This is a genomic window from Fictibacillus sp. NRS-1165, from assembly GCF_050468105.1.
Taxonomy (GTDB): Bacteria; Bacillota; Bacilli; order Bacillales; family Fictibacillaceae; genus Fictibacillus_C; species Fictibacillus_C terrinigri.
This window is the reverse complement of the sequence record NZ_JBDPNU010000025.1, coordinates 222,821-249,336: the sequence shown is the minus strand read 5'-3', so window position 1 is coordinate 249,336 and position 26,516 is coordinate 222,821. Positions and strand designations below refer to the sequence as shown.

Sequence of the window (26,516 nt, the reverse complement as noted above, 5' to 3'; positions counted from 1 at the left end):
CCAATAAGCCGGGCTTACGGGGGGTTGCTTGCGTTATCCCTATTTTACAGCGGCTGCTTTCTCAAAGAAATGCTCCCATGCTTCATGAATTCCTCCGGCGTAAAGCCTTTGCGCCCGAAAGATCAGGGGATGATCCGGCAGCTCTTTTAATTCCTCCTGGCAGTTCCCAACGATGACGGACGGATAGCCGAGGGTAAGCATGTCACGGTCATTGCCGGAATCACCCGCGACTAATATATTGGCCTCCTCCCATCCTTTTTCACGAATCAGAAAAGACAGGGCTTCCCCTTTTCCTGCATTGGGAGGAAGAATATCTACATCTCTTCCGGAACTGTAAATGAGCTTATGCGGCACAGAGCTGTCAATCAGCTTTCGCTTTACGTCTTCCACTGCTTCATCGCTTTCCGCATAATAGGAGAGCCGATGGGTGGATGGAATGGATTGAGGCATTAAGCCTCTGCATGATTCAACGATCCGGGAAATTGCATCAGGGTTCCATTGTTCTTCCAATGTTTTTTTCCATCGCTCATGAAGTGCCGGATCATTAAAATCATACATCTCTGTACCCACGTCCGATATAAGGATCGAAGGCATAGGAAGCTTTTCATCGTTGATCAAATCCATAGTGGAAGCATAGTGCCTTCCGGTAACATAAACGAGCTCCACCTGATAGGGGCGATCTTTATAATAGTCAAGCAGAAAAGCAGTCATTTCCTGTTCTCCAACCAGGGTGCCGTCAAGATCAGTAGCTAAAAGATGTGTAACGTTTTCTCGTTTCACCTGACAGAACCTCCTCATACACATGCTCAACCCTCGCTGCCACATTCGGCCAGCGATAATCGCGTTCCGCAAGGGAAGATGCCTGTTTACCCAGCCTTTGTGCAATGATGTCGTTGTTTAAAATAATCTCCAGTGTGAGCGCTAAATCCTGGGCGTCCTTTGGCGCAACGAGCAGTCCTGTTTCTCCTTCAACCACGACATTTTGAAGCCCGCCTACACGAGAGGCAATGACTGGACAGCCGCACGCCTGTGCCTCTGCAGCTACCATTCCGAACGATTCATAGTAGGAAGGAACGACAGCGACGTTGGCAGCATTAAAGTATTCTGCGAGCTGCTCCTGGCTTTTCGGCCCGACAAACTGAACATAACGTTCAATTCCTTTCACCCAAGAACGCTGTTCGTCCTGAATCGGAAGCCGGTCATCACCGATCTCTTCTTTCTGTCCTCCGGCAAGAATCAGCCTTGTATTTGCTGGAACATCTCCCCATTGAATCAAATATCGGAATGCTTGAAGAAGGGTTTCAACACCTTTTGTCTCTTCCAGCCGTCCAGCATAAAACACAAGGGGGCCTTGAACGTCCAGTTTTTGTTTAATCGCCGTTTTTTGGTTAAAAGGATAGAATTTAGGAGATACACCGATCGGAATGACATCAACAGGTGCAGGCTGCTTGGCAAAATCGTAGATCAAGCTTTTCTCACTGTTGGTCGTGGCAATCACGCGGTTGGCGGACCGGAGAATGGTTCGTTCATATTGGAACCTGCGCTCATCCCTTTCACCTGTCGCACGTTCTTTTGCTGCGCCAAGGGAATGCGATGTGTGGACGAACGGTACATTATACTTTCTGCGAAGCTGACGGCCCAGAATGCCGGACAGCCAGTAGTGGGTATGAATAATATCATATTGTTCTACAGGAACGAGTTGCTCGATTTCTTTGAAAAAAGCGGGCAGTATCTGAAACATTTCATTTTTGGAGACAAAGCCTTTGACACCGGCTTTGATGCGTATGACTCTTGAGCGTTTGCCGAACGCCTCCGTCTGCGGGGCATCTTTATCACACCAGTGGGTGATGACATCGACATCCCATCCCCTGCTTTCCATGGCAAGCGCCAGATGGTAGACATAATTGTTCTGTCCTCCGGCTTGCTTGCCGCCAAGCTTTGCCAGCGGATCTCCATGGTCGGATATAAATAAAACTTTTTTATTCATAAGAGCTACCCCTCTTTCTATGGTTGCGGTCTATAGCCTGTACTATATATACCCGTTCTCACCACCGGCAAACCATAATAAGTGCTTTAGCCCTATTAATATAAGACTTTCTTCCTTTTATCCAGCAACAAAAGCGCATCCAACATGGATGCGCTTTTGTTTACATAATATAATTATTGTCTATTTTTGTTTGAATGCATTTCCGCCAAGCTTTTCTACGAGGCGGGGAAAAAGCTGATAGAGTGTGCTTCCGGCGTTCATCCAGCGAGGAAGATTGATCTCACGGACCGGACGGCCGATTGCCGAGATGATTCTGTTAGACACATATTCAGGGGACAGCATCCACCTCTTAACATTTTTCTCATAGGTTCCGGATTTATCCGCAATGGAAAAAAAGTTGGTTTCGATCGGACCCGGATTAACGGTTGTCACCTGAATTCCGCTGTCTGCCAGTTCCATCCGCAGCCCGTTTGAGAAGCCAAGAACCGCGTGTTTGGAAGCCGCATAACCGCTCGATTTTGGTGTGGAGATCTTTCCTGCCTGAGAGGCAATATTAATGATATGCCCGGAACGCCGCTCGATCATTTGCGGCAAGACGGACTGGGTGCAAGCCATCAGTCCGACCACGTTGGTCTGCAGCATACCAGAAAGGTCGTTAAGGTCTGCGTCAACGAAATAATCGAATATCCCATATCCAGCATTATTGATCAGAACATCAACAGAAACGGTGCGGATGATTTCCTCAAACACAGCTTTTACCTCTTCGATATTGCCAACATCCAGCGTATAAATCAGGGCGTCCACGTTGAATGTCTCTTTAAGATTGTTTTTTACAGCCGCCAGTTTTTCCATATTTCTGGAAACAAGCACCAACTGAGCTCCAAGACTTGCCGCATCATGGGCAAGCTGGGCTCCCAGCCCCCCTGATGCACCTGTGATTACAACTGTTTTTCCTTTCAATTCCTTCATATTGTTATGCTCCTTCTGCCCGCTTGTAGTAGATGATTCCGTGAAGGTCTTTTGCGAGAATCCGTCCCTCTTCTTCAAGAAGGTCAAGATGCCCGACGGTTTCCGAAAGAGTAAGGCCCGGCTCCTTTTGATAGATGCCCGGGAATAATAACTTGCTTAATTCATAGGCTGTCTTCTCACTGGATAGCATCTCCCATAAAGCGTGGGCCCGGCTGTTCTGCTGTGCAAGCCTTTCCTTGATCAGCTCTGAACTATTGGAGATGGGAAGGCCATGCCCCGGAAGGATGACGTCAATAGGGAGTCCGGCTGCTGTCTTCAATGAATTCCGGTATTGCAGCAGGGGTTTAGGCCGCTCTGTTTCAGTGATCAGGGGCGGCTCGATGAGCGCGTTGGAAGATATGCGCTGCAGCAAAAAATCTCCTCCGATCATGATTCCGCTCTCCTCATGAAACAGAGAAAGATGATCAGGCGAATGGCCCGGTGTTTTCATCATCGTCCACCCCGGAAGCCCCGGAACCTCTTCTCCTTCATACAAAGCGGGAGTAGCGTGGACAACAGCAGAGAACTCAAGATATTTTTTTAACTTCATATACTCAAACCGGACCGCTTCTTCCGGCATACCCATTTTTTTGTAAAACCCATCATAAAACCGATTTCTATGTACGAAAAATTCCTTCTGCTGGCTCAGATAGGGTATTTCTTCTAAACTGGCAAGGACAGACGGCACCGGACTCTTAAAGTATGCATAAAGCCCGACATGGTCCGGATGATAATGAGTAAAGATCACTTGTTCAATATCCTTTTCAGCCAGCCCGTTTTCAGCCAGTTTCTCCCGGAAGATTTTCCATGCTTCCGGTGTTTTTGGCCCGCAGTCAACAAGGGTAAGCTTCTCCCCTCGTATGAGATATACATTGACATCTCCTACCGGAAACGGTGTCGGAAGCGAGATGGTTATAATATTCTGATTCAACATTGTTCACCTGACCTCATCTGTTGGCATATATATACCAATCAGTATAGCAAAAGATGAGCTTCTTAAGAAAAGTTAATATTGCAAAAAATATGAACTTGACATACTGTACTGACCCATTGCATAATGTTTTGTAATAACTGAACGCTGAACACGGCGCTGAAAGGGACCAGTAATTCATTAAACGGCTGAAAGAGAATGGAATCCACCGGCTGAAAGATTCCAGCAGTACGAGATGAATGAACCTATCCCCCGAGCCATCAGGGATTGAACCTGATCGTATGCCTTCGATACAGGCAATAAGCTGGGCTTTTAAAAAGCCAATTAAGGTGGTACCGCGGATCGCACTCCTCCGTCCTTTTCCAAGGATCGAGGAGTGCGTTTTTACGTTTAACCTAAGTTGGAGGGATTGCCGTGAATAAGAAAATCGCATTTATTGGAGCAGGCTCCATGGCAGAAGCTATGATTTCAGGATTGATCACCAATAAACTCGCCGTGCCCGAACAAATCATCGCAGCCAACAGAATGAACACGAATAGGCTCTTAGAGCTGAAGGAAAGGTATGGAATCGATATTGCGGCATCTGCATCCGATGCGGTCCGGAAAGCAGAGATTCTCATCCTTGCCATGAAACCGAAAGATGCAGAGGACGCCCTGTACGCGATCAGGGATTCCATCGGTGAACAGCACCTTATCATTTCAGTGCTGGCGGGAATATCAACCGACCATATCTCCCGCCTTCTTCAGTCGGATGCACCAGTCATTCGTGCGATGCCGAACACATCGGCAGCGATCGGATATTCTGCTACTGGCCTTGCTGCTGGAAAATATGCGGAAGACCATGATCTCAAACAGGCGGAAGAGCTTTTTAACTGCATAGGAACGACCACCTGCTTGAAAGAAGAAAGTCTGCACGCCGTAACCGGATTGGCCGGAAGTGGTCCGGCCTATGTTTATTATTTAGTCGAAGCGATGCACCAGGCAGCGTCCTCTCTTGATCTTAGTGAATCTGAGGCAAGAGATCTGATCGCGCAGACACTTTTGGGCGCTGCCCATATGCTGAAAATGAGCGGCGACCATCCCCGGCTGCTCCGTCAGAAGGTAACCAGTCCCGGGGGTACAACAGAGGCGGGCATACAGATGCTGGACCAGTTTCAAGTAAAAGAAGCCATTGAATCATGCGTCAAACGCGCTGCCCAGCGCTCAGAAGAGCTCGGCAGCCTGTATACACCGCCGTCTGCCGAAGGAATTGTTTGACAATTCTGTCATCTTATTTTATAATAAAACAACTATAGCGCAACAACGGGAGGTATAAGATGCTTGATCAAGAAGAATTCAAGCGGTACAATCTGTTGTTTAAAGAGTTCGAACAATTTCTTACACGGCCACTGACAAAAAAGGAAAAAGATTTTATAAAATGGATCGTAAAAAATGATATGAGCATTGAGCGCACTACTTCTGCGCGAGCCACCTAAACAAGCCCCTGAAAGTAACGGGCTTGTTTTTTTGGTTTTAGAACATTTGGCCGGCTTATGTTAAGGTAAGAGTATAAGAAGAAAGGAGTGTTCCCGCTATGACAAAAATATTTGGACACCGGGGTGCCAGCAAGGTATGCCCAGAGAACACGATGGCCGCTTACACTCGCGCATATGAAATGGGAGCAGACGGACTTGAAATCGATGTCCATTTAACGAGCGACGGCATTCCTGTTATCATTCATGATGATACGGTCAAACGGACAACGAACGGAAAAGGATATGTTAAACATTTTACGCTCGCTGAGATTAAACAGCTGGACGCGGGCAGCTGGTTTTCTTCGGCCTTTCAACATGAACGGATTCTTACACTCGAAGAATTTCTGCAGTGGATCTGTAGAACACCTCTTCTTCTCAATATTGAATTGAAGAATAACAAAGTGCATTATGAAGATTTAGAGAAAAAAGTCTACAGTCTCGTAAATGCTTACGGCATGAAAGAAAGAACGATCTATTCTTCCTTTAACCATTACAGTCTTGTTCAATTAAGAAGCATGGATCCATACATTGATATTGCACCCCTGTACTCCTCGGCCATCTACGAGCCTTGGAACTATGCAAAAAGTATGGGGGCGCTGAGTGTGCATCCGCAATTTAAAAGTCTTCACCCTATCATTCTGGAGAGCCTTCAGGAGCATGGGATACGGGTCAGACCGTACACGGTGAATCAGGAAAAGTGGCTGCATTATTTTTTGGATTGGCAGGTGGATGCCATCATCACAGATACACCCGATGTGGCGGTGGCCATCAGAAACGGCGAGATCCCTGAACCGAAGGGTTTTATCCTTGAAGTGTACAATAAGATGAAAAAAAAATGAGCGGCAGCCCGCTCATTTTTTGATCTTTTCAATCGGAAAAATACTAAAGTCATCAGCGATCATCGTGTTCGAAAAAACTTCCTCTGCCTCTTTTAAAAGCAGCATTTTCTCCTCTTTATGATACCTGGAACTGATATGGTTCAAGATCAATGCGGCTGCATTCGCCAGCCTGGCGGTAACAGCAGCCGACCGGGCTGAAGAATGGCCGAATTCCGCGGCCTTTTCTGCCAATTCATGCAGGACAGTCGCTTCATGGACAATCACCGAGGCATTTCTTCCCAGCTCTACCGCATTATCACAGTATTTCGTATCACCGAGGATAGCGACAATCCGTCCAGGTACAGGAGGTGATACAAAATCACTGCTCTTGAGCACTGTTCCGTCCTCCCGTCGAACATCCCTTCCTTCTTTCAATTGCTGATACAATGGACCGGGCGCCAGCCCCATCTTTTTTAACATGCCGGCTTTCAGCTTCCCTGGCTGCGCCTGCTCTTCCAACCGAAAACCGAAACAAGGGATCACATGGTCCAGTTTCTTGGCATATACGTGCCTGCCATCGTCTTCACAGATCAGTCCTTCACCGATCTCAATGACTTGGATCGGATAGGTGAGATACGTTTCGCTTATGTTCAATGCAGTTTCGATAAATGCTTTTATCCCCTTGGGACCGTAAATCACCACTGGACTCGCTTCGCCATTTTGAAAAGAACGGCTTCCAAGAAGGCCCGGCAGACCAAAGATGTGGTCTCCGTGCAGATGGGTAATAAAAATTTTATTGATCTTACGAGGTTTGAGAGAAGTGCGCAATATTTGATGCTGTGTGGCTTCTCCGCAGTCAAAGAGCCAGACTTCTCCGCCCCTTTGGAGGAATTTAAGGGCCACTGAAGATACATTCCGTTCCTTGGATGGCATACCGGCTCCCGTTCCCAAAAAATGAAGTTCCATCTCAGCTATTCCTTTCATTCTTTAACATAAAAAATACGAGGCGATAAAGGACAACGAAAAAAAGAAGCAAGCTTCCTCCGGCAAGAAATCCTGCGAGCACATCACTTGGATAATGCACACCAAGATAGATTCTGCTCAGGCCGACCAGCACGATATAAGCACATCCTGCTGCAGTGATCAGCCACCGCACCCATCGATGTCCAATCTGTTTTACAAGCAAGTAGAACAACAATCCAAAGAAACCGATGGAGATCATGGCGTGTCCGCTTGGAAAACTATATCCTCCGATTTCAACAAGACGATGAAGGGATGGCCGCCTTCTTTCATAAATTCCTTTAAGAAGCTCATTTCCGTTGCGGGCCGCAAACAAGCAGATCCCCAGTAACACTGGTTCTAGCCATCTTCTTCTCCATAAAATGAAAAAAACAGAGAACACAGCAAACGCTATAAATTGATTAGGCCTTGATGCACTATCAGTAATGACGATAAAAGCTCGCGTCAGCTCCCGGGGCTGATAAGCCGTTATGGCATGGATGACGGTCTCATCGAGTCTTTTTACGAACGTCTCCTGATAGATCCCTCCAATAAGAAGAAAGAACCCTAAAAGAAACACTAATCCAAGCACAGACGAAAGTTGGATACTTTTTTTCAAATCATGTTCACCTGGCCTTTGGCTAATAAAAGTCTGATGGATCATCTGTTAGTTTGCCTCGAATAATGGACTGATCACCAAACTTTTTTTGAATATCGCTGATCAATCGATTGACGTCATTCCGCTTTTTTTCCTGTTCAAACGTAAACAAGTCCATCTGTTTGTAGGCTTTTTCTTTCGGTAAGACATCTGCGGCCGTAATACCGAGGAGACGGACTGGCTCACCGTTCCAATGTTTCGTAAACAAAGACCATGCATTCTCAAGAATATCTGCCTTAGCATGAAAGGGATTTTCCATCGTCTTGCTTCTGGTGACCGTCTTCCGGTCTGCATAGCGGATCACGATCTGAAGGTTCTGTCCAACGGCGTTCTTGGCTTTCATCCGCCGTTCCACTGAATCTGCCAATACGGAAAAGACGCGTTTAAGCTCCGCTTGATCACTTACGTCTTCAGCCAGAGTGGTAGAGTTGCCCACCGATTGAAATTCAGAGGCGCGCTCCGGATCAACCGGGCGGTCATCGATACCGTTCGCACGCTCCCATATCCTCACTCCGTTTTTTCCAAAACGGTGTTTAAGGCTGTAAGCATCTTCTTTTGCGAGGTCACCGATGGTATAAATGTTATATTTTTTTAGTTTCTCCTCTGTGGCTTTTCCGATTCCGTGCATTTCACCGACGGTCATGGGCCAGAGGATCTGCTGGATCTCCCGCTTTCGCAAGACCGTAATGCCCATCGGTTTTTTCATATCCGATGCCATCTTGGCAAGAAATTTATTCGGTGCAATCCCTATGCTTGAAGGTAGGCCCAATTCATGGAGCAGCCTGTCTTGTATCTCCTCGGCCGCTTCAATCGGGCTCATCGCGGATCCTGTAATATCAAGATAGCCTTCATCGATTGAAACAGGCTCCACGAGCTCCGTATATTCCCGGAGCAGCTGAAACATCTTCTGAGACATCGTACGGTACTTTTGAAAATCCGGCCGTAAGACGATGAGAGATGGACAAAGTTTTTTTGCCTGCCACAGTGGCATCGTCGTTTTTATCCCGAACTCCCGTGCTTCATAGCTGCAGGTAACGATGATGCCGCGCCGTTCTTCCGGATTGCCGGCGATGGCTAAAGGCTTTCCCTTTAAAGCAGGGTCCATCATACTTTCCACCGAGGCATAAAAGCTGTTCATGTCGACATGCAGGATAAATCTTCGTTTTAAGTTGGCGGACCTATCCATGTTGTTCCATCTCCTTCAATCCTTTCCTTCCCCATTATAAGAAATGAGAGAACATAAGAAAAGCGAAAGCCGTTTGACTGCCGCACCATAAGAAAAGACAAGGCCAAATCACCTTGTCTCCACTGTTTCACGCAGCTGCCTGCCTGTTTTCTCAATCCATTCCACATACTCTTTCCCGTGGAAATGCTCGTTCATGTCCCTATTCAAGTTTACAAGCTCTAGCAGTAATTCCTGTTTGCCGTGATCTATACTCCAGTTTTGAAGATAACGGTAAACTGAATATGTGCCTTCACCGGACAGCTTCTGTTTTTTCTCTCCCTCTTCTGTAAGGGTAACGTACGAAATTCGCCGGTCATGATCTTTTTTCAATAAATGTATCAACCCTTTTTCCTTCAGGCGTTTAATAACCTGCATGACTGTCGAAACATCCCATAATCCGAGCTGTGCAATGCGGGAAATTGTGGCTTCCTGTTCTAAGGATACAATCCATAGAATGTGCTGCTCAGCTTGAGTCAATCCCAATGACTTCGCTGATTTTTGCCACTCATCTTCAAGTACCTTGTACACTCCCCGCAAATAGTTCATCATTATATGCATGTTCGCAAGTTCACTCATCCAATCCCTCCGGCTTTCCATCCTATTTAGACATATTTTTCCATGGTCAAACTATCACCAAATATACTAATTTGAGCTATATATGTCAACCTTGACCTGAAGGGCCATAAAAACAGGAGCCAAACCTTTTCATGGATGGCTCCTAATCTTTACTCTCCGGCGACTTCCTGAATGACCGCAACCACGATCTCGGCTGTTTTCACCAGTTCCTCGATCGGCATTTTTTCATTTTTTGTGTGAATTTCCTCGTATCCTACTGCAAGGTTTACGGTTGGGATCCCGTGGCCGGCGATTACGTTCGCATCACTTCCTCCGCCGCTTTGCAGCAAGCGGTGAGGACGTCCGATCCGTTCAGCAGCTTTCTTCGCCACTTCAACGACATGATCCCCGTCGCCAAATTTAAATCCAGGGTACATCACTTTTATGTTTACTTCAGCGCGGCCGCCAAACTGAGAGGCAGTTGCTTCAAACGCTTCTTTCATCTTAGCCACCTGAGCTTCCATTTTCTCTGTGACAAGAGAACGGGCTTCTGCCAGAATAGCCACGTGATCACAAACGATATTGGTCTGTGTGCCGCCCTCAAATCTTCCAATGTTAGCCGTTGTTTCTTCATCAATCCTTCCGAGCGGCATTTTAGAGATAGCCTTGGCTGCAATGGTAATGGCTGACACACCCTTCTCAGGGGCAACACCTGCATGTGCAGTCTTTCCATAGATATCAACAATCAGCTTGGCTTGTGTCGGCGCTGCGACAATGATGTCGCCGACTTTGCCGTCACTGTCGAGCGCGAAACCGAACTTTGCGGTTAATCGGGCAGGATCAAGCTCTTTTGCTCCTACAAGCCCTGACTCTTCACCAACGGTGATGATGAACTGAATGTCTCCGTGTTTAATATTTTGTTCTTTTAAAAGTTTAACGGCTTCAAGCATCGCAGCGAGGCCTGCCTTGTCGTCCGCACCAAGGATGGTCGTCCCATCGGTTACCACATAGCCGTCTTTAATCGCAGGTTTTACCCCATTGCCAGGTACGACCGTATCCATATGTGAGGTGAAATAAATCGGATCCACTCCGTCTTTATTGCCTTTCAGCGTGCAAATCAGGTTTCCGGCGCCATGTTCAGTTTTAGATTCGGCATCATCCTCAAATACTTCAACACCAAGATCGGTGAACTTTTTTGTAAGGACTTTGGAGATTTCCTTTTCAAATTTTGTTTCAGAATCGATCTGTACCAATTCCAAAAATTCTTCTAGCAGTCGTTGCTCATTAACCATCGTGTCTTCCTCCATTATAACGGGATATTGCCGTGTTTCTTCCAGGGCCTTTCCTCATGCTTCGTCCGGAGCATTTCCAGAGCTTGAATACATTTGATCCTCGTATCCCGTGGATCGATGACATCATCGACCATACCTCTGGAAGCTGCAACATACGGATTGGCAAACTTCGTCCGGTACTCGTCGATCTTAGTCTGCCTTGTCGCCTCAGGATCATCGCTTTGTTCGATCTCTCTCGCAAAAATGATGTTCGCCGCACCCTGCGGCCCCATGACTGCGATCTCTGCATTCGGCCAAGCAAAAACAAGGTCAGCGCCAATCGATTTGCTGTTTAATGCGACATAAGCCCCGCCGTAGGCCTTGCGCGTGATGACCGTTATTTTTGGAACGGTTGCCTCGGAATAGGCATACAGGATTTTAGCTCCGTGTCTTATAATGCCGCCGTGCTCCTGTTTAATTCCTGGAAAAAATCCGGTGACGTCCTCAAAGGTGATAATCGGAATATTAAAAGCGTCACAAAAACGAATAAAGCGCGATGCCTTATCCGAAGAATCAATATCAAGGCCGCCAGCCATGATTTTTGGCTGATTACATACTAATCCTACCACTTCACCCTTAATCCTGGCAAAACCAATGACTATGTTCCTGGCAAAATAGGCTTGAACTTCTAGAAAAGTGTTCCGATCGACCACTTGCTCGATGACCTTACGAACATCATACGGTTTCGTCGCATCCACCGGTACCACCTCGGCGATATCAGGGCGGTCATCGTTCTCCTGCTCCTGGACTTCTATTCTAGCCGGTTTTTCTTTATTGTTCTGAGGAAGCAAGGCTATCAGCGCCCTAACCTGCTCGAGCACTTGAGACTCTGTTTCCCCCATAAAATGGGCGTTTCCGCTTTTCGTGCTATGCACCTTCGCGCCGCCAAGATCCTCAGATGAAATTTTTTCACCCGTTACCGTTTCGATAACTTTCGGCCCGGTAATAAACATTTGACTTGTCTGCTCCACCATAAAAACGAAATCGGTGATGGCCGGGGAATAGACAGCTCCACCTGCACATGGCCCCAGAATAACGGAAATCTGCGGAATGACGCCGGAGTAGATCGAGTTTCTGTAAAAGATCTGGCCATAGCCGTCCAGAGAAACAACCCCTTCTTGAATTCTCGCGCCCCCAGAATCGTTCAGCCCGATAAATGGTGTTCCATTCTTAGCCGCAAGATCCATCACACTGGCGATCTTATGGGCGTGCATCTCACCTAACGCGCCGCCAAAAACGGTAAAATCCTGAGCAAATAAATAAACCGGCCTGCCATGAATCTTTCCATACCCTGTAACGACACCCTCTCCAGGAGCCTTCATATTCTGAAGACCAAAATCGGTGCAGCGGTGTTCAATAAAGGGGTTTAACTCCACAAACGTTCCCTCGTCAAGCAAAAGATCAATTCGTTCTCTTGCGGTCAATTTTCCACGCTCATGCTGTTTATCAATCCTGTCGTCTCCGCCTCCAAGCTCGATCTCACGTTTCCTTTCATAAAGTTCTTCCATTTTATCGTACATGTCCATCAGGACTCTCCTCCTTCCTCCACGGGTTTTTCGCACAGTTCAAACAGCACCTTATGAGTAGAAGATGGATGGATGAATGCGATGGATGCCCCGCCGGCACCTTTCACCGGATGTTCCTGGATCATCTTTACGTCAGCTTTTTTCAATTCCTCAATTCTGGATGAAATATCTTCCACACCAAGAGCCACATGGTGGACACCCTGGCCCCGTTTGTTGATAAACTGCCGGATCGGGCTCTGTTCATCGATTGGTTCAAGAAGCTCCAGCCTTGACTGGCCAACCTTCAGGAAGGCCACCTTTACCTTTTGAGTTTCCACTGTTTCCACCGCTTCAAGCTTAAGCCCGAGGGTATTCAAATAAAACGGAAGAACCTCGTCGAGGGATTCGACAGCAATGCCGATATGATCAATTTTTTTGGGAGGCTCCATTCCTGCAGGCGCCGGGTAACCATCCCGTTCAAGCACAGCTGCCTCAATATATTTAGCCGTTTCAACCGTTGGTGTGCCTGGTGTGAAAATTTTTCTTACGCCTGCTGATTCAAGAAAAGGAATGTCTTCCCAAGGGATGACACCGCCCCCAATTACAATTATGTCTTCTGCCCCCCGCTGTTTTAAAAGAGACATCACTTCGGGAAACAGTTCATTATGCGCTCCCGACAGGCAAGATAAACCGATCGCATCCACATCTTCCTGCACAGCGGCGGCCACAATCTGTTCGGGGGTCTGGCGGAGACCGGTATAAATGACCTCCATCCCATAATCGCGAAGAGCCTGTGAGATGACAAGAGCTCCGCGGTCATGACCGTCCAGTCCAGGTTTTGCCACCAGCACACGTATTTTTTTATTCATTGTTCTTCCCACTCCTGTCTGTCTATATTCCTGTAAATTCTCCAAACTCTTCACGGAGGATGCCGCAGATCTCTCCAATGGTACAATAATCGCGCACACAGTCCAAAATGAGCGGCATCAGGTTTTCTGACCCTTGAGCACCTTGGCGGAGCGCATCCAACCGAGCGCTCACTCGGTGTTGGTCTCTTGAAGACTTCAGCCGGGTGAGCTTTTCTTTTTGTTTTTCACCGAGTGCCGGATCAACTCGTAAAAGCTCCGGCTGTACTTCGTTCTCCACCGTGAATGAATTCATCCCTACGATGATTTCATCCCCTTTTTCGATTGACTTCTGCGTCTCATAAGCCGTATGATGAATTTCCCGCTGCATGTATCCCTGTTCAACTGCTGAAACGGCACCGCCGAGAGACTCAATTTTTTCAAGATAACGAGTAACTTCTTCCTCCATAACATCGGTCAGATGCTCCACATAATAAGATCCTGCCAGAGGATCCACCGTATCCGCCACTCCGCTCTCATGGGCTATGATCTGCTGGGTCCTCAACGCGATTCTCGCAGAATCTTCGGTAGGAAGGGCGAGAGCTTCATCCCTCGAATTCGTATGCAGGCTCTGAGTGCCTCCCATTACGGCGGAAAGAGCCTGAAGTGTTACACGGACGATATTATTATCAGGCTGCTGAGCGGTCAGCGTAGAACCGCCTGTTTGGGTATGAAACCGGAGCTGCCAGCTTTTCGGGTTCTTAGCCTTATAATGTTCCTTCATGAGTTTAGCCCAAATTCTTCTGGCTGCCCTGAACTTAGCGACTTCTTCAAAAAACTGATTATGGGCGTTAAAGAAAAACGCAAGCCTCGGTGCAAAGTCATCGATGTTCAAACCCGCGGCCAGTGCAGCGTCAACATACGCTTTTCCATTGGCGATCGTAAATGCCAGCTCTTGGACGGCATTCGCCCCTGCCTCCCGGATATGATACCCTGATATACTGATGGTGTTCCATTTCGGAACGTATTCCTTACAAAAAGCAAATATATCCGTAATGAGCCGCATGGACGGCTTAGGAGGGAAAATATACGTTCCTCTCGCAATATATTCTTTTAAAATATCATTCTGGATCGTTCCTGAAATTTTCTCTGAAGAGACACCCTGTTTTTCGGCCACGGCGATATACATCGCCAGCAAGACGGACGCGGGTGCATTAATCGTCATCGATGTACTTACCTTATCGAGCGGGATATCCCGTAAAAGCGCTTCCATATCTTCCAATGAATCAATGGCAACTCCTACTTTTCCTACCTCTCCCTTGGACATGGAATGATCAGAATCGTATCCGATCTGTGTGGGGAGATCGAAGGCAACCGAAAGGCCGGTCTGTCCCTGTTTTAGCAAATAACGGAACCGCTTGTTGGTCTCTTCAGCCGAACCGAATCCGGCATATTGCCGCATCGTCCAATAGCGGGCCCTGTACATCGTGGGCTGTATACCCCTAGTATAAGGATATTCGCCCGGCAATCCAAGCTTCTCTATATCATAATCTTCTGCTTCAATGCCATAGAGCCGGGCGACTTCAAACTTTGAACTTGTTTCAAATCTTTCTTTTCGTTCCGGAAACCGCTGCATGCTTTTTTCTGTGGCGAGCTTCCAGTTCTTCACTCTCTCCTGATGATCGCTCATATGGGTGCCTCCTATAACCTATCATTCGACATTTTCTTTCTTTACATTACTTTCTTTTTGAAAACGCTTTTTCCTGCTATAATCACTAAATTTATAGACAGATAGGAGGAAATGTTGTGAGACGGTTGAAATCCTTGTACAATAATAAATGGATAAGGAGGGTAATGATGTCTCAAAAATTAATCAAAACCGTCGTTTTCATTATGCTGGGCTCGTTGCTGCTGACAACGTTACTGACGGGAATCAGCGCGCTGTTCTAGTAAAACGCCAAAAAAATAAGCCTGTACGGCTTATTTTTTATGCATGGATCAGACGTCACTCTTCCTAAAACTCTTCTTGATCTGAAGATACCGTTCGATCTCATTTAACAGGTGTAGAAGCTTTGATCTTGTCTCAAATTCTTCCCTGTCTTTCGGAAGATCCATTTCACGAAACCTTCCTCTCATTCTTTCAATACTGTTTAAATAGATCACTGCGGTATTGCCAGGATGGACAGCTTCACTCAATTCACCAAAAAAGTCTCCGAGGATATAACCCTGCAGATACCGCTGGTCAATAGAAGATAGTATCGGTATCATCTGTTCAATCAGTTCAAGCTGCTTTTCCCTCATTTTAAAATAATGGTAATACTCATTCTCATACCGAACAGTATGGTTTTCTACATCACGGAAAGCCAGATCCTTCCCCTCATCGATCAGCCGGGCGGCCTCGGTTATCTCTTTACCGTCCCACAAGTGGTTATGGTCGTAGAGATAGGCGCGAAACTCCAGAAAGATGGATTTAAACTGTTCCTCGAGGCCTAACTGAATTTTCTTTAAGGTATGTTCCATGCTCGGCATATATAAGTTAACCAAGAGTGCCATGCCGATCCCAATACAAATCAGAGCGATTTCATTCCCCACCGCTTTCCAGCTGAGATATTCCAGTGTATACAGATGAAGAATAATGACCGAGCTCGTAATGATGCCTTCTTTAAGGTTCAAAGCGACAACGACTGGGATAAACATCAGGATCAGCAGCCCGATGCTCCAGGGATGGTATCCCAGAACCTGAAAGAAAACAGCAGCAAACACGATCCCGATGAGACAGGCCGCAAACCTTTCCCAGGAGCTGATCAATGAGCGTTGCTGCGTAACTTTTACGCAAAGAATCGTTAAAATTCCTGCTGAGCTGTAGAATTCCAGTCCGAGCCACTGAGCGATACCGATGGCTAATGCCGTTCCAACGGCCGTCTTTATCGTCCTGTAGCCGATTTTCATTGCTGGCATAACTTTTCTTCCTTTCCTGCTTTACTCCAGACGATTATCTCATGAATATCATGCTGCAGAAAGAATTTTGACATGCAAATAGAAAAGCGGAAGCGACCTGGGATGAAAAGAAGATCTTACTTTTCATCCTCCGAGGACCTATGCTGGACATTACTTCTAGCAAAAAAAGAGACCCGAAAAGGCCTCTTACAATACTTTTTCAAGAAAGGATTTCGCTCTTTCTGTTTTGGGCTGTGCAAAAAATTCAGCCGGCACAGCATCCTCAACAAGCACACCGTCATCCAAAAACAGAACACGGTCTGCCACCTCTTTAGCGAAGCCCATCTCATGGGTGACGATCGCCATCGTCATCCCGCTTTGAGCAAGGGACTTCATGACGTCCAGCACTTCCTTTACCATCTCGGGGTCCAGAGCTGAAGTAGGTTCGTCAAACAGCATAACTTCCGGACTCATGGCGAGGGCTCTTGCAATCGCTACGCGCTGCTTCTGGCCTCCGGACAGCCTGCCTGGATATTCGGCTTCTTTATCAGCAAGGCCGACTCTCTTCAGAAGCTCACGGGCTCCTGCTTCTGCCTCGCGTTTGGACACTTTATTCACGGTAACCGGGGCATACGTTAAGTTGTCCATAACGGTCATATGAGGAAAGAGGTGGAAATGCTGAAACACCATTCCGATCTTCTTTCGGACCTGCTGGATCTTAGATGCTTGAGCAGTTACCTCCTGATCCTTGAATAAGATTTTTCCATCCGTCGGTTCTTCAAGCATGTTAATACAACGGAGGAACGTGGACTTCCCTGAGCCCGAAGGCCCGATGATCGCAACGACCTCGCCTTGGCCGATCTGCGTGGAAATTCCTTTTAAGACTTCGTTTTTTCCAAATGTTTTATGCAGGTTTTCTATTTTAATCACCGCGGCTCATTCTCCTTTCAAGCATGCGTCCCAGAACAGTTAATGCCATCACCATCACATAATAGATGATGCCCGCAGTGATCAGCGGCTCAAAATAACGGTACGTATCTGCTCCGACAATCTGTGCGCGCCTCATGATATCCGTCGTACCAATCACCGCAATGATGGCTGATTCCTTCGTTAAGGTGATAAATTCGTTCATTAGTGCCGGAAGAATGTTCTTCAAGGCTTGCGGAAGGATGATCTGTCTCATCATTGACCCATAGGAGACCCCAAGCGCCATAGACGCTTCTCTCTGTCCTTTATCAACTCCATTGATTCCGGCCCTGATGATTTCGGAAACGTAAGCCGCCGAGTTTAATCCAAAGGTCAGTACACCTGCAAGAAATGGTTCGATTTTATATCCTGTCAGCTGAGGTGTCGCATTATAGATGATCAGCAGCTGAAGAATTAGCGGTGTTCCCCGGAAGATGGACGTATACGCGTCTGCTCCCCATCGAAGTACCCGCACTTTGCTGATTTTGAACAAAGAAAGGACCGTACCAAGCACAAAGCCTAAAAGTATGGATACAACCACAAATTTAAGTGTTGTTAATATCCCTTTTAAAATATACGGTACTGAAGGCATGATGGTGGAAAAATCCACAATGGATTTTTTCTCTGCCTTTTTCTTAGATTTCGGTTCAAACCATTTATTGGCGATTTTATCCAGCTCGCCATTCTTTTTCATCATTGCGATCTGCTGATTAAAATCAGCCCTCAGGCCGCTTCCTTTTTGAAGGGCAACCGCGGAACCCGCAGTAGCGGAATCCGGTATTTCAAAAGCACGTAAATCAGAATTTTTATTCAGGTATTCAATGGCGACTCCGTCTTCAATAACCGCACCATCAAATCGTTTGGACATGATTTCCTGTACAAGGTCTGGAACTTTATTTCTTTTTTCGATATGGACCTTGTCTACTTTATCTGCAATTTTTTTCGCTTCTTTTTCCTGAATGGATCCAAGCTGGACACCAATTGTTTTCCCTTTTAAATCCTCAATCGTCTTAATTTTAGGATCGTCTGTAACGACCAGCTGCTTCGCCTGGTAGTAGGTGCTTGAGAAATCAACCTTTTTCTTCCGCTCTGCATTAGGCGTCATACCGGCCATGACGAAATCGACCCGCTTAGAATCCAGTGCGGGAACCAGACCGTTAAAATCCATATCCTTTATGACGAGATTATAGCCGAGCTTGTCCGCAATATGTTTGGCCACATCCACATCAAAACCGATGATTTTGTTGCCTTTGGTCGTATCAATATACTCATAAGGCGCATAATCGGCAGATGTTCCCATCACGAGTGTTTTTTTGTGTTTCTCTTTTGCCATAGCCTGATGACCGCCCATCGGCAATACAGCTCCCACTGCACTGAAAACGAGCAAAAACGCCAGTGAAAGTAATACATAAGTTCTTTTTTGCATCGATATCCCCAACTCTCAATAGTGTATCTATTAAAATTTATGCACTCATATTTATTCAATATAATGCATTTTAACACAAAAAGTAGGGATTTTACGTTTTCTGATAATTCCGAATGTATTTCTATACAAAACAATGCATATGAAAACCCATCCTCTTGGAGAATGGGTCCTGTCTTTGTCTTTTGTTTATTTGCAATAGGTATTAAACGCACCGATCAGTTTATTCACAACTTCCATCGGTTCTTCGCCTTCGATTTCATGTCTTTGCACCATCATCTGGATCTCTCCGTCTTTTAAAAGGGCAAAGGAAGGTGAAGAAGGAGGATATCCGGTAAAATAGGAACGCGCTTGTTCTGTCGCTTCCTTATCCTGTCCTGCAAACACTGTCACAAGATGGTCTGGGCGGATTCCTTGTTTTACAGAGTAAGAAGCAGCAGGCCGGGCGATGCCGCCTGCACACCCGCATACAGAATTGACCATAACCAAGGTCGTCCCTTTTTTAGCCAATGCCTCGTCTACCTCTTCGGGTGTTGTTAATTGTGTATATCCGGCTTCTACGATCTCTTTTCGTGCCGATTCAACGGCATCATTCATGAAAAAGTTAAAATTCAGATTCATTGCTAACCTCCCCTTTCTGCCTTTATTTTACCCGTTTTCTCATTCAATACAAAGAAAAGACGCTTACCGAAGCGTCTTTTCTTTAGGGGGTTATGGGGTATGGAGGTGTTGATACTTCTTACTTACCCTTTTCTTTCCCGCATAAACCTCTTTTTAATAAATAGATGTTGTTTCACTCGAAATATTTTCTAAACGTTCTTTCACACGGGCAAGGAATCGGCCGCATACGAGTCCGTCGAGTACTCGGTGATCAAGTGAAAGACAAAGGTTAACCATATCGCGGACCGCAATCATACCGTTATTCATGACAACCGGACGTTTTACGATGGATTCCACGGAAAGAATCGCCGCTTGCGGATAATTGATGATCGGTGTAGACATAACAGATCCAAAAGATCCCGTGTTATTGACAGTGAACGTACCGCCTTCCATATCATCTGCACCCAAACGGTTCGTACGCACTTTATCTACCAGATCCTTCACTTCACGCGCGATGCCTTTGATACTCTTCTCATCAGCCTGTTTGATGACAGGAACGTAAAGCGCCGTATCCGTTGCTACCGCAATCGAAATGTTGATGTCTTTCTTCTGGATGATCTTATCACCCGCCCACATGGAGTTCAATTGAGGAAATTCCTTCAATGACTCGACGACAGCTTTAATAAAGAATGGCAGGAACGTTAAGTTGAAGCCTTCTTTCGATTTAAAGTCGTTTTTCACTCCATTGCGGTAGGACACGAGGTTCGATACATCTACCTCGACCATTGTCCACGCATGTGGTGCTTCATGCTTGCTTCTCACCATGTTCGCGGCGATGGCTTTTCTGACGCCTGTTACCGGAATTTCAATATCTCCAGGCAGGCTTTCCACTGGCGCTGCAGGTGCTGGCTTAGGAGCTTCCGCTTGAGGAGCCGCCTGTGGTTCAGGAGTCTTAACATGGGCTGCTTCCTGAATCGGTGCTGCCCCTTGTGCCGGAATAATGCCGGATTCAATTAATTTCTTTAAATCTTTGCGGGTGATACGGCCGTTCATTCCTGATCCTTCTACTTGGTTCAGGTCAATGTTATGCTCATCCGCTAGTCGAAGGACCGCTGGAGAAAAACGGTTTTTCTCAGATTGATCCCGCTTAGGAAGCCCAGTTGATGCAGAAGGAATTGCGGCTCCTTCCTCTTTTTTATCAGAAGGAGCATCCGCCGGAGCTGCTTCATCACTTTTTTTGGATGTTCCGCCTTCCGTATCGATATAACAGATTTGATCACCCACTGCTAGTGTATCGCCTTCCTGAGCGGTCAGTTCCTTAATAACACCTGTAAATGATGAAGGAATTTCCGCATTCACTTTATCGGTCATTACTTCAGCAAGCGGATCATACTTTTTGACATGATCACCGGGCTGTACGAGCCATTTGCTGATTGTGCCTTCTGTTACACTTTCCCCGAGCTGGGGCATTAAGATTTTTTCCGTCGCCATAAATTCACCCTCCTGCTAGAGTGCTGTATTAAAATTCAGCCAGTTCTCTCATTGCTTTTTCCACTTTGTCCGGATTGATCATAAAATACTTCTCCATGGTGGGAGCGTACGGCATGGCAGGCACATCTGGCCCGGCAAGACGTTTGATCGGTGCATCCAGTTCGAAGAGGCAATGTTCACCGATGATCGCGGAAACTTCACTCATGATGCTTCCCTCTTTATTATCTTCAGTCAAAAGCAATACTTTGCCTGTTTTTGAGGCGGCTTCAATAATCGCTTCCTTATCAAGCGGATAAACCGTCCTCAAATCAAGAACATGAGCTGAAATTCCGTCTTTCTCAAGCTTTTCTGCAGCCTGGAGCGCAAAATGTACACATAAGCCATATGTAATCACCGTAAGATCTTCCCCTTCACGTTTTACGTCCGCTTTGCCGATCGGCAATGTATATTCTTCTTCCGGAACTTCGCCTTTAATCAAACGGTAGGCACGTTTATGCTCAAAGAATAAAACTGGGTCCTCGTCACGGATCGCAGCCTTCAGAAGGCCTTTTACATCATACGGTGTGGACGGCATAACAATTTTTAATCCCGGAACATTGGCGAACAATGCTTCCACCGATTGGGAATGGTACAAAGCACCATGAACGCCTCCGCCATATGGAGCACGTATTGTGATCGGGCACGTCCAGTCATTATTTGAACGGTAACGGATTTTTGCTGCCTCTGAAACGATCTGGTTTACGGCTGGCATAATGAAATCAGCAAACTGCATCTCTGCTATCGGCCGCATGCCATACATTGCTGCACCGATTCCAACACCTGCAATAGCAGATTCAGCAAGTGGTGCATCAATCACACGGTCTTCACCGAATTCATCAATCAATCCAGCAGTAGCACGGAACACGCCTCCGCGCACTCCCACGTCTTCCCCTACCACAAATACTCTTTTATCTCGTTGCATCTCTTCGCGTATAGCCTGTGTTACTGCATCTATATATGAAATAATCGGCATCGTTTCTCCCCCTTACTCTGCATAAAGAAAGCGCATGGCCGACTCTGGGTCTGCATACGGCGCTGCTTCTGCATAATCAGTTGCTTCGTCAATAATCGCTGTGATCTCTTCATGGCATTGTTTCTCATACTCGTCAGTTAGAACGCCTGCATCTTTTAGATATTCAGCAAATGTAAAGATGGAATCCTTTGCTTTTGCTTCTTCCACCTCTTCGCGCGTACGATAAGCACGGTCATCATCATCACTGGAGTGAGGAGTCAGCCTGTAAGAAACGGCTTCGATTAATGTAGGGCCCTCCCCGCGGCGTCCTCGGTCTGCAGCTTCTTTTACAGCTTCATATACCGCTAATGGATCGTTTCCATCAACAGTCACACCAGGGATGCCATAACCTAAAGCACGATCTGAAACATTTTTGCACGCCAACTGCTTCTGAATAGGTACAGAAATCGCATATTTATTATTTTCACACATGAAGATTACAGGAAGTTTGTGAACACTGGCAAAGTTGATGCCTTCGTGAAAATCCCCCTGATTGGAAGAACCTTCTCCAAATGTGGTAAATGTAACAAGGTCTTTTCCTTCAAGTTTGCCGCCAAGTGCCATTCCCACGGCATGAGGCACCTGAGTGGTAACCGGGGAAGAACCCGTCACGATGCGGTATTTTTTCCCGCCGAAGTGGCCGGGCATCTGCCTTCCGCCGCTGTTTGGATCTTCAGCTTTTGCAAAACCAGAAAGCATTAAATCTTTTGCTGTCATTCCAAACCAAAGTACGACACCCATATCTCTGTAATACGGTAATACGAAATCTTTTTCCCGGTCGAGTGCCATGGCAGCTCCTACCTGAGCGGCTTCCTGCCCCTGACAGGAAATCACAAATGGGATTTTTCCTGCGCGGTTCAACAGCCACATACGCTCATCAATTTTTCTGGCCATCAGCATCGTTCTATACATTTCAAGGACATTCTCGTCCGTCAAACCAAGTCTTTCATGGCGGTTTTCTCCCATGATATATCCCTCCTATTATTAGAAATGAATCGCTTTTCCGTCGACAGCAAGTGCTGCTTCGCCGAACACTTCAGAAAGTGTAGGATGAGGATGAACAGTCTGGGCGATTTCCCAAGGTGTCGCATCCAAAACCCTCGCCAGACCCGCTTCCGAAATCATATCGGTAACATGAGGACCGATCATATGGACACCTAGAAGATCGTCTGTAGCTTCATCCACTACAAGTTTAACAAATCCATCAGATTCTCCATAAACAAGAGCTTTGCCAATCGCTTTGAACGGAAACTTTCCAACCTTAACAGTATACCCTTTATCTTTTGCTTCCTGTTCTGTATATCCGACACTAGCCATTTCCGGGCTGGAATAAATACATTTGGAAATCATAGAATAATCAATGGTGTGCGGTTTCTCATTGGAAAGATGTTCAACAGCTGTGATTCCTTCATGGGAAGCTACATGAGCAAGCTGGAGTCCGCCGATGACATCTCCAATCGCGTAGATATGGCTTTCAGCCGTCTGATAATACTCATTGGTTTCAATGAATCCTTTTTCTACTTTAATCGTTGTGTTCTCCAGGCCTATCCCTTCAACATTCGCTTGACGGCCAACGGATACAAGGATGGTTTCTGCTGTGAATGATGCCGTTCCGCCTTTATGCTCAGCATCAATATGAACCTTGCCTTCTTTTTTCAGTGTCTTCGGAAGGACTTTCGCACCTGTAACCAGTTTGATGCCCTTCTTCTTAAGGATTCTCGCAGCTTCCTTGGAAATGTCCGCGTCTTCCGTCGGAAGAATGCGGTCTGCATATTCAACGACCGTAACTTCTACACCGAAGTCATTGAGCATGGATGCCCACTCGATTCCGATAACGCCACCGCCAATAATCAGAATGGAAGAAGGCAGCGACTCCATCTTCAAGGCATCATCAGAGGACATGACCAGTTTGCCGTCAAGCTCTAATCCCGGCAATGTACGTGGCCTTGAGCCAGTGGCTATGATGACATTTTGAGGGATGAGGATTTCATTCTCATCTCCATTATTAAATTCGACCGAAACGGTTCCGGGCATCGGAGAAAAAATGGAAGGACCGAGGATACGGCCTGTCCCCTCAAACACCTTAATGTCACCTTTTTTCATAAGGTGCTTTACACCGTTATGAAGCTGGTCGACAATTTTTTGTTTGCGTTCCTGGACTCTATTAAAATCCAGTGATACACCCTCAATGGAAACACCATATTCAGCTGCTTTTTTAGAAGTCGCATATACTTCAGCACTTCTCAGTAAAGCCTTGCTTGGAATGCATCCTTTATGCAAGCATGTTCCGCCAAGCAGCCCTTTTTCAACGACCGCCACTTTTTTGCCGAGTTGAGCGGCACGGATGGCAGCAACATAACCGCCAGTTCCGCCGCCCAGGATCACTAGATCAAATTCAGTTGCCATAACTGTTTCTCCTTTTTCGGTTTAATACGTTCGGACAGAAACACCTGATACATAATATTCCTTAGCTTCTTCCTCGCCTTTGAGCACACGCAGTCCTCCTTCAGCCAGGGCCTGCAGTTCATTTTCACCTGGCTGGACGATGACATCAGCAATCCATTCCACACGTTCAATTATTTTTTTCACAAATTCCTTGCCATAAGCAAGTCCTCCGGTAATGACAATCCCATCTACTTGTCCTTTCAACACCGTACTTGCTGAGCCGATTTCCTTTGCCACCTGGTAGGCCATCGCATCATATACCAGTTTCGCCTCTTCATTGCCTTTTGCGATCATCTCTTCGACCCTTACCGCATCGTTTGTTCCAAGGTATCCGACAAGACCTCCTTGCCCGACCAGCTTCTTCATAATCTCATCGGCATAATATTCGCCCGAGAAGCATAACTCCACCAAATCCCCCACAGGCACGGTACCCGAACGTTCAGGAGAGAAGGGGCCTTCTCCATGAAGACCATTATTAACATCAATCACTTTACCGTTAAGGTGTGCACCGACCGTTATTCCTCCGCCCATGTGCGCAACGATCAGCCTTAGGCTGGAGTATGGCTTGCCGAGTAAAGACGAGACCCTTCTTGCTACCGCCTTTTGGTTCAGAGCGTGAAAGATACTCTTTCGCTTAATCTCAGGGATGCCGGATATTCTTGCGAGAGGCTGCAGCTCATCAACGACAACCGGGTCCACAATAAATGCAGGGATATTAAGCCCCGATGCAATTTCAAATGCGATGATGCCGCCGAGATTAGAAGCATGCTCTCCCGCGTATCCATTTCTAAGATCGTTAAGCATCACATCGTTCACATGGTAGGTGCCGCCTTCGATGGGGCGCAGCAATCCGCCGCGCCCAACAACAGCACTCAATTTAGAGATATTGATCCCTTCATGATCAAGGGTTTCAAGGATCGTATTCTTTCGAAATTCGTATTGATCAATACTATTTTCAAACCGATTAATACTGTCGCTGTCATGACGTATTGTTTTTTCAAAAACAGCACGTTCATTGTCGAAAATCCCGATTTTGGTAGAGGTTGATCCTGGATTGATGACTAGCAAGCGATATTCATTTGTTGGCACCATAAAAACCTCCATTCAAGCCGAGATTATCGGGTTCTATTGGACAGCGTATGACGTTCGTTTAGAAGGAACTGGCTTCTGGAATTGCGGATTATTTCAATCCGTTCTTCAGCGAGCCTGTCAGCTGCCAAATACGTTGGAATACCGTCTCGTTTAGAAATCTCGATCACTTTCGCGATGTTGTCATATATCGTTTCAACTTTTTTCATTGCACGGTCGTGGTTATAGCCATTCAATTCATCCGCTACGTTGATTACACCGCCTGCATTGATCACATAATCCGGAGCGTAAACGATTCCCATTTCGTGGATGGCATCTCCATGGCGGGTTTCGCGGAGCTGGTTATTTGCTGCACCGGCGATAACTTTTGCCTTGATCTCTCCAATGGTCTGGTCATTAATGATCGCTCCTAAAGCACAAGGTGCGAATATATCGCATTCCACTCCATAGATTTCGTCCGGATTCACCGCTTTAGCACCGAATTCTTCAACGACACGGTCAACGGCTTCTTTATTAATATCCGTTACGATAAGCTGAGCGCCTTCTTCGTTCAAGTGGCGGCAAAGATTGTAGGCCACATGCCCGACACCCTGTACTGCGATCACCTTTCCTTCCAGTGAATCTGTACCGAATGCTTCCTTCGCTGCGGCTTTCATTCCACGGTAAACGCCATAAGCGGTTACTGGAGATGGATTGCCTGAAGAACCGAATGCCGGGGAAACACCTGTTACGAATGGAGTTTCCTGGTAGATGATATCCATATCTTCTACAGTAGTACCTACATCTTCAGCTGTAATATATCGGCCGTTCAGCCCTTGGATATAACGGCCGAACGCACGAAACATCTCTTCGTTCTTGTCTTTTTTCGGATCTCCGATGATCACTGTTTTGCCGCCGCCAAGGTTAAGTCCTGCGGCCGCATTTTTGTATGTCATTCCGCGTGCCAGTCTCAAAGCATCTTCAAATGCTTCTTCTTCAGAGTTGTACGTCCACATTCTTGTACCGCCCAGTGCCGGCCCAAGTGTTGTATCGTGAATCACTACGATGGCTTTTAATCCTGATTGTTTATCCTGGCATACTACCACTTGTTCATAATCATAAGTTTCCATGTATTTGAATAGTTCCATTTTATTTTTCC

Annotated in this window: 26 protein-coding genes and 1 other annotated feature; of the genes, 4 read left to right on the top strand and 22 right to left on the bottom strand. The window is 46.5% G+C overall.

Features of this window, described 5'->3' with window-relative positions; translation table 11 throughout:
• Positions 1-39: 39 nt before the first annotated feature.
• From ABHN01_RS11945 to ABHN01_RS11930, 4 genes are all read right to left on the bottom strand, one after another.
• The gene (locus tag ABHN01_RS11945) at positions 40-780 is read right to left on the bottom strand and encodes an HAD-IIB family hydrolase (RefSeq protein ID WP_429875712.1); all 741 of its coding nucleotides are present in this window, start codon (positions 778-780) and stop codon (positions 40-42) included.
• A complete protein-coding gene (locus tag ABHN01_RS11940) occupies positions 743-1,987 on the bottom strand; it encodes a glycosyltransferase (RefSeq protein ID WP_429875711.1) in 1,245 nt (414 codons plus the stop codon). The genes ABHN01_RS11945 and ABHN01_RS11940 overlap by 38 nt, the downstream gene beginning before the upstream one ends.
• Positions 1,988-2,167: 180 nt before the next feature.
• Entirely contained in the window at positions 2,168-2,956 is a 789-nt protein-coding gene (locus ABHN01_RS11935) for an SDR family NAD(P)-dependent oxidoreductase (RefSeq protein ID WP_290400776.1), read from the bottom strand.
• A 4-nt stretch (positions 2,957-2,960) separates the two neighbouring features.
• Positions 2,961-3,926: an MBL fold metallo-hydrolase gene (locus ABHN01_RS11930; protein ID WP_429875710.1), complete on the bottom strand. Its 966-nt coding sequence runs from the start codon at positions 3,924-3,926 to the stop codon at positions 2,961-2,963.
• Positions 3,927-4,076: 150 nt separating this feature from the next.
• Positions 4,077-4,289, top strand: a binding site (T-box leader).
• A gap of 45 nt (positions 4,290-4,334) precedes the next feature.
• Here ABHN01_RS11930 and proC point away from each other — a divergent pair.
• The 3 genes from proC (at position 4,335) to ABHN01_RS11915 (ending at position 6,279) form a co-directional block, all read left to right on the top strand.
• On the top strand, positions 4,335-5,183 hold the full coding sequence (gene proC / locus ABHN01_RS11925) for a pyrroline-5-carboxylate reductase (protein ID WP_429875832.1): 849 nt from the start codon (positions 4,335-4,337) through the stop codon (positions 5,181-5,183).
• A gap of 59 nt (positions 5,184-5,242) precedes the next feature.
• Positions 5,243-5,401, top strand: coding sequence for a hypothetical protein (locus ABHN01_RS11920; RefSeq protein WP_290400778.1), 159 nt, complete (start codon positions 5,243-5,245; stop codon positions 5,399-5,401).
• A 98-nt stretch (positions 5,402-5,499) separates the two neighbouring features.
• Complete coding sequence (locus tag ABHN01_RS11915) at positions 5,500-6,279, top strand: glycerophosphodiester phosphodiesterase (RefSeq protein WP_429875709.1); 780 nt, start codon at positions 5,500-5,502, stop codon at positions 6,277-6,279.
• Between the two features lie 12 nt (positions 6,280-6,291).
• On the opposite strand, the gene rnz is transcribed toward ABHN01_RS11915, so the two are convergent.
• The 8 genes from rnz to ABHN01_RS11875 all read right to left on the bottom strand — a co-directional run bounded on the left by rnz (position 6,292) and on the right by ABHN01_RS11875 (position 15,066).
• Positions 6,292-7,224 (bottom strand): ribonuclease Z, encoded by a 933-nt coding sequence (rnz, locus tag ABHN01_RS11910; protein WP_429875708.1) that lies wholly within the window; start codon positions 7,222-7,224, stop codon positions 6,292-6,294.
• A gap of 1 nt (position 7,225) precedes the next feature.
• Positions 7,226-7,876 carry a phosphatase PAP2 family protein gene (locus ABHN01_RS11905; protein ID WP_429875707.1) on the bottom strand — a complete coding sequence of 217 codons (651 nt, stop codon included), beginning with the start codon at positions 7,874-7,876 and terminating at the stop codon, positions 7,226-7,228.
• A gap of 22 nt (positions 7,877-7,898) precedes the next feature.
• Complete coding sequence (locus ABHN01_RS11900) at positions 7,899-9,101, bottom strand: DNA polymerase IV (RefSeq protein ID WP_429875706.1); 1,203 nt, start codon at positions 9,099-9,101, stop codon at positions 7,899-7,901.
• 108 nt (positions 9,102-9,209) lie between these two features.
• Positions 9,210-9,716: a winged helix DNA-binding protein gene (locus ABHN01_RS11895; protein WP_429875705.1), complete on the bottom strand. Its 507-nt coding sequence runs from the start codon at positions 9,714-9,716 to the stop codon at positions 9,210-9,212.
• A gap of 149 nt (positions 9,717-9,865) precedes the next feature.
• Positions 9,866-10,987, bottom strand: coding sequence for a tripeptidase T (locus tag ABHN01_RS11890; RefSeq protein ID WP_429875704.1), 1,122 nt, complete (start codon positions 10,985-10,987; stop codon positions 9,866-9,868).
• 14 nt (positions 10,988-11,001) lie between these two features.
• Positions 11,002-12,552 (bottom strand): acyl-CoA carboxylase subunit beta, encoded by a 1,551-nt coding sequence (locus tag ABHN01_RS11885; RefSeq protein WP_429875703.1) that lies wholly within the window; start codon positions 12,550-12,552, stop codon positions 11,002-11,004.
• Positions 12,552-13,400, bottom strand: a complete 849-nt coding sequence (gene mce, locus ABHN01_RS11880; RefSeq protein ID WP_429875702.1) for a methylmalonyl-CoA epimerase — start codon at positions 13,398-13,400, stop codon at positions 12,552-12,554. The genes ABHN01_RS11885 and mce overlap by 1 nt, the downstream gene beginning before the upstream one ends.
• Before the next feature lie 22 nt (positions 13,401-13,422).
• The gene (locus tag ABHN01_RS11875) at positions 13,423-15,066 is read right to left on the bottom strand and encodes an acyl-CoA mutase large subunit family protein (RefSeq protein ID WP_429875701.1); all 1,644 of its coding nucleotides are present in this window, start codon (positions 15,064-15,066) and stop codon (positions 13,423-13,425) included.
• 116 nt (positions 15,067-15,182) lie between these two features.
• Here ABHN01_RS11875 and prli42 point away from each other — a divergent pair, with 116 nt between their 5' ends.
• On the top strand, positions 15,183-15,326 hold the full coding sequence (gene prli42, locus ABHN01_RS11870; RefSeq protein ID WP_429875700.1) for a stressosome-associated protein Prli42: 144 nt from the start codon (positions 15,183-15,185) through the stop codon (positions 15,324-15,326).
• Between the two features lie 48 nt (positions 15,327-15,374).
• Here prli42 and ABHN01_RS11865 read toward each other — a convergent pair whose 3' ends face one another.
• The 10 genes from ABHN01_RS11865 to bcd form a co-directional block, all read right to left on the bottom strand.
• Complete coding sequence (locus ABHN01_RS11865) at positions 15,375-16,334, bottom strand: aromatic acid exporter family protein (protein ID WP_429875699.1); 960 nt, start codon at positions 16,332-16,334, stop codon at positions 15,375-15,377.
• A 186-nt stretch (positions 16,335-16,520) separates the two neighbouring features.
• Entirely contained in the window at positions 16,521-17,243 is a 723-nt protein-coding gene (locus ABHN01_RS11860) for an amino acid ABC transporter ATP-binding protein (protein WP_290400790.1), read from the bottom strand.
• Positions 17,236-18,705 carry an ABC transporter substrate-binding protein/permease gene (locus ABHN01_RS11855; protein ID WP_429875698.1) on the bottom strand — a complete coding sequence of 490 codons (1,470 nt, stop codon included), beginning with the start codon at positions 18,703-18,705 and terminating at the stop codon, positions 17,236-17,238. Before ABHN01_RS11855 ends, ABHN01_RS11860 begins: the two co-directional genes overlap by 8 nt.
• A 186-nt stretch (positions 18,706-18,891) precedes the next feature.
• Positions 18,892-19,323 (bottom strand): BrxA/BrxB family bacilliredoxin, encoded by a 432-nt coding sequence (locus tag ABHN01_RS11850; RefSeq protein ID WP_429875697.1) that lies wholly within the window; start codon positions 19,321-19,323, stop codon positions 18,892-18,894.
• 153 nt (positions 19,324-19,476) lie between these two features.
• Positions 19,477-20,793 carry a dihydrolipoamide acetyltransferase family protein gene (locus ABHN01_RS11845; protein ID WP_429875696.1) on the bottom strand — a complete coding sequence of 439 codons (1,317 nt, stop codon included), beginning with the start codon at positions 20,791-20,793 and terminating at the stop codon, positions 19,477-19,479.
• A gap of 28 nt (positions 20,794-20,821) precedes the next feature.
• Positions 20,822-21,805 carry an alpha-ketoacid dehydrogenase subunit beta gene (locus ABHN01_RS11840; protein WP_429875695.1) on the bottom strand — a complete coding sequence of 328 codons (984 nt, stop codon included), beginning with the start codon at positions 21,803-21,805 and terminating at the stop codon, positions 20,822-20,824.
• A gap of 12 nt (positions 21,806-21,817) precedes the next feature.
• On the bottom strand, positions 21,818-22,810 hold the full coding sequence (locus ABHN01_RS11835) for a thiamine pyrophosphate-dependent dehydrogenase E1 component subunit alpha (protein WP_429875694.1): 993 nt from the start codon (positions 22,808-22,810) through the stop codon (positions 21,818-21,820).
• 18 nt (positions 22,811-22,828) lie between these two features.
• Positions 22,829-24,250, bottom strand: coding sequence for a dihydrolipoyl dehydrogenase (gene lpdA, locus ABHN01_RS11830; RefSeq protein WP_429875693.1), 1,422 nt, complete (start codon positions 24,248-24,250; stop codon positions 22,829-22,831).
• Positions 24,251-24,271: 21 nt separating this feature from the next.
• Positions 24,272-25,378: a butyrate kinase gene (gene buk, locus ABHN01_RS11825; RefSeq protein ID WP_429875692.1), complete on the bottom strand. Its 1,107-nt coding sequence runs from the start codon at positions 25,376-25,378 to the stop codon at positions 24,272-24,274.
• 26 nt (positions 25,379-25,404) lie between these two features.
• The gene (gene bcd / locus ABHN01_RS11820) at positions 25,405-26,505 is read right to left on the bottom strand and encodes a branched-chain amino acid dehydrogenase (RefSeq protein ID WP_429875691.1); all 1,101 of its coding nucleotides are present in this window, start codon (positions 26,503-26,505) and stop codon (positions 25,405-25,407) included.
• Positions 26,506-26,516: the final 11 nt, after the last annotated feature.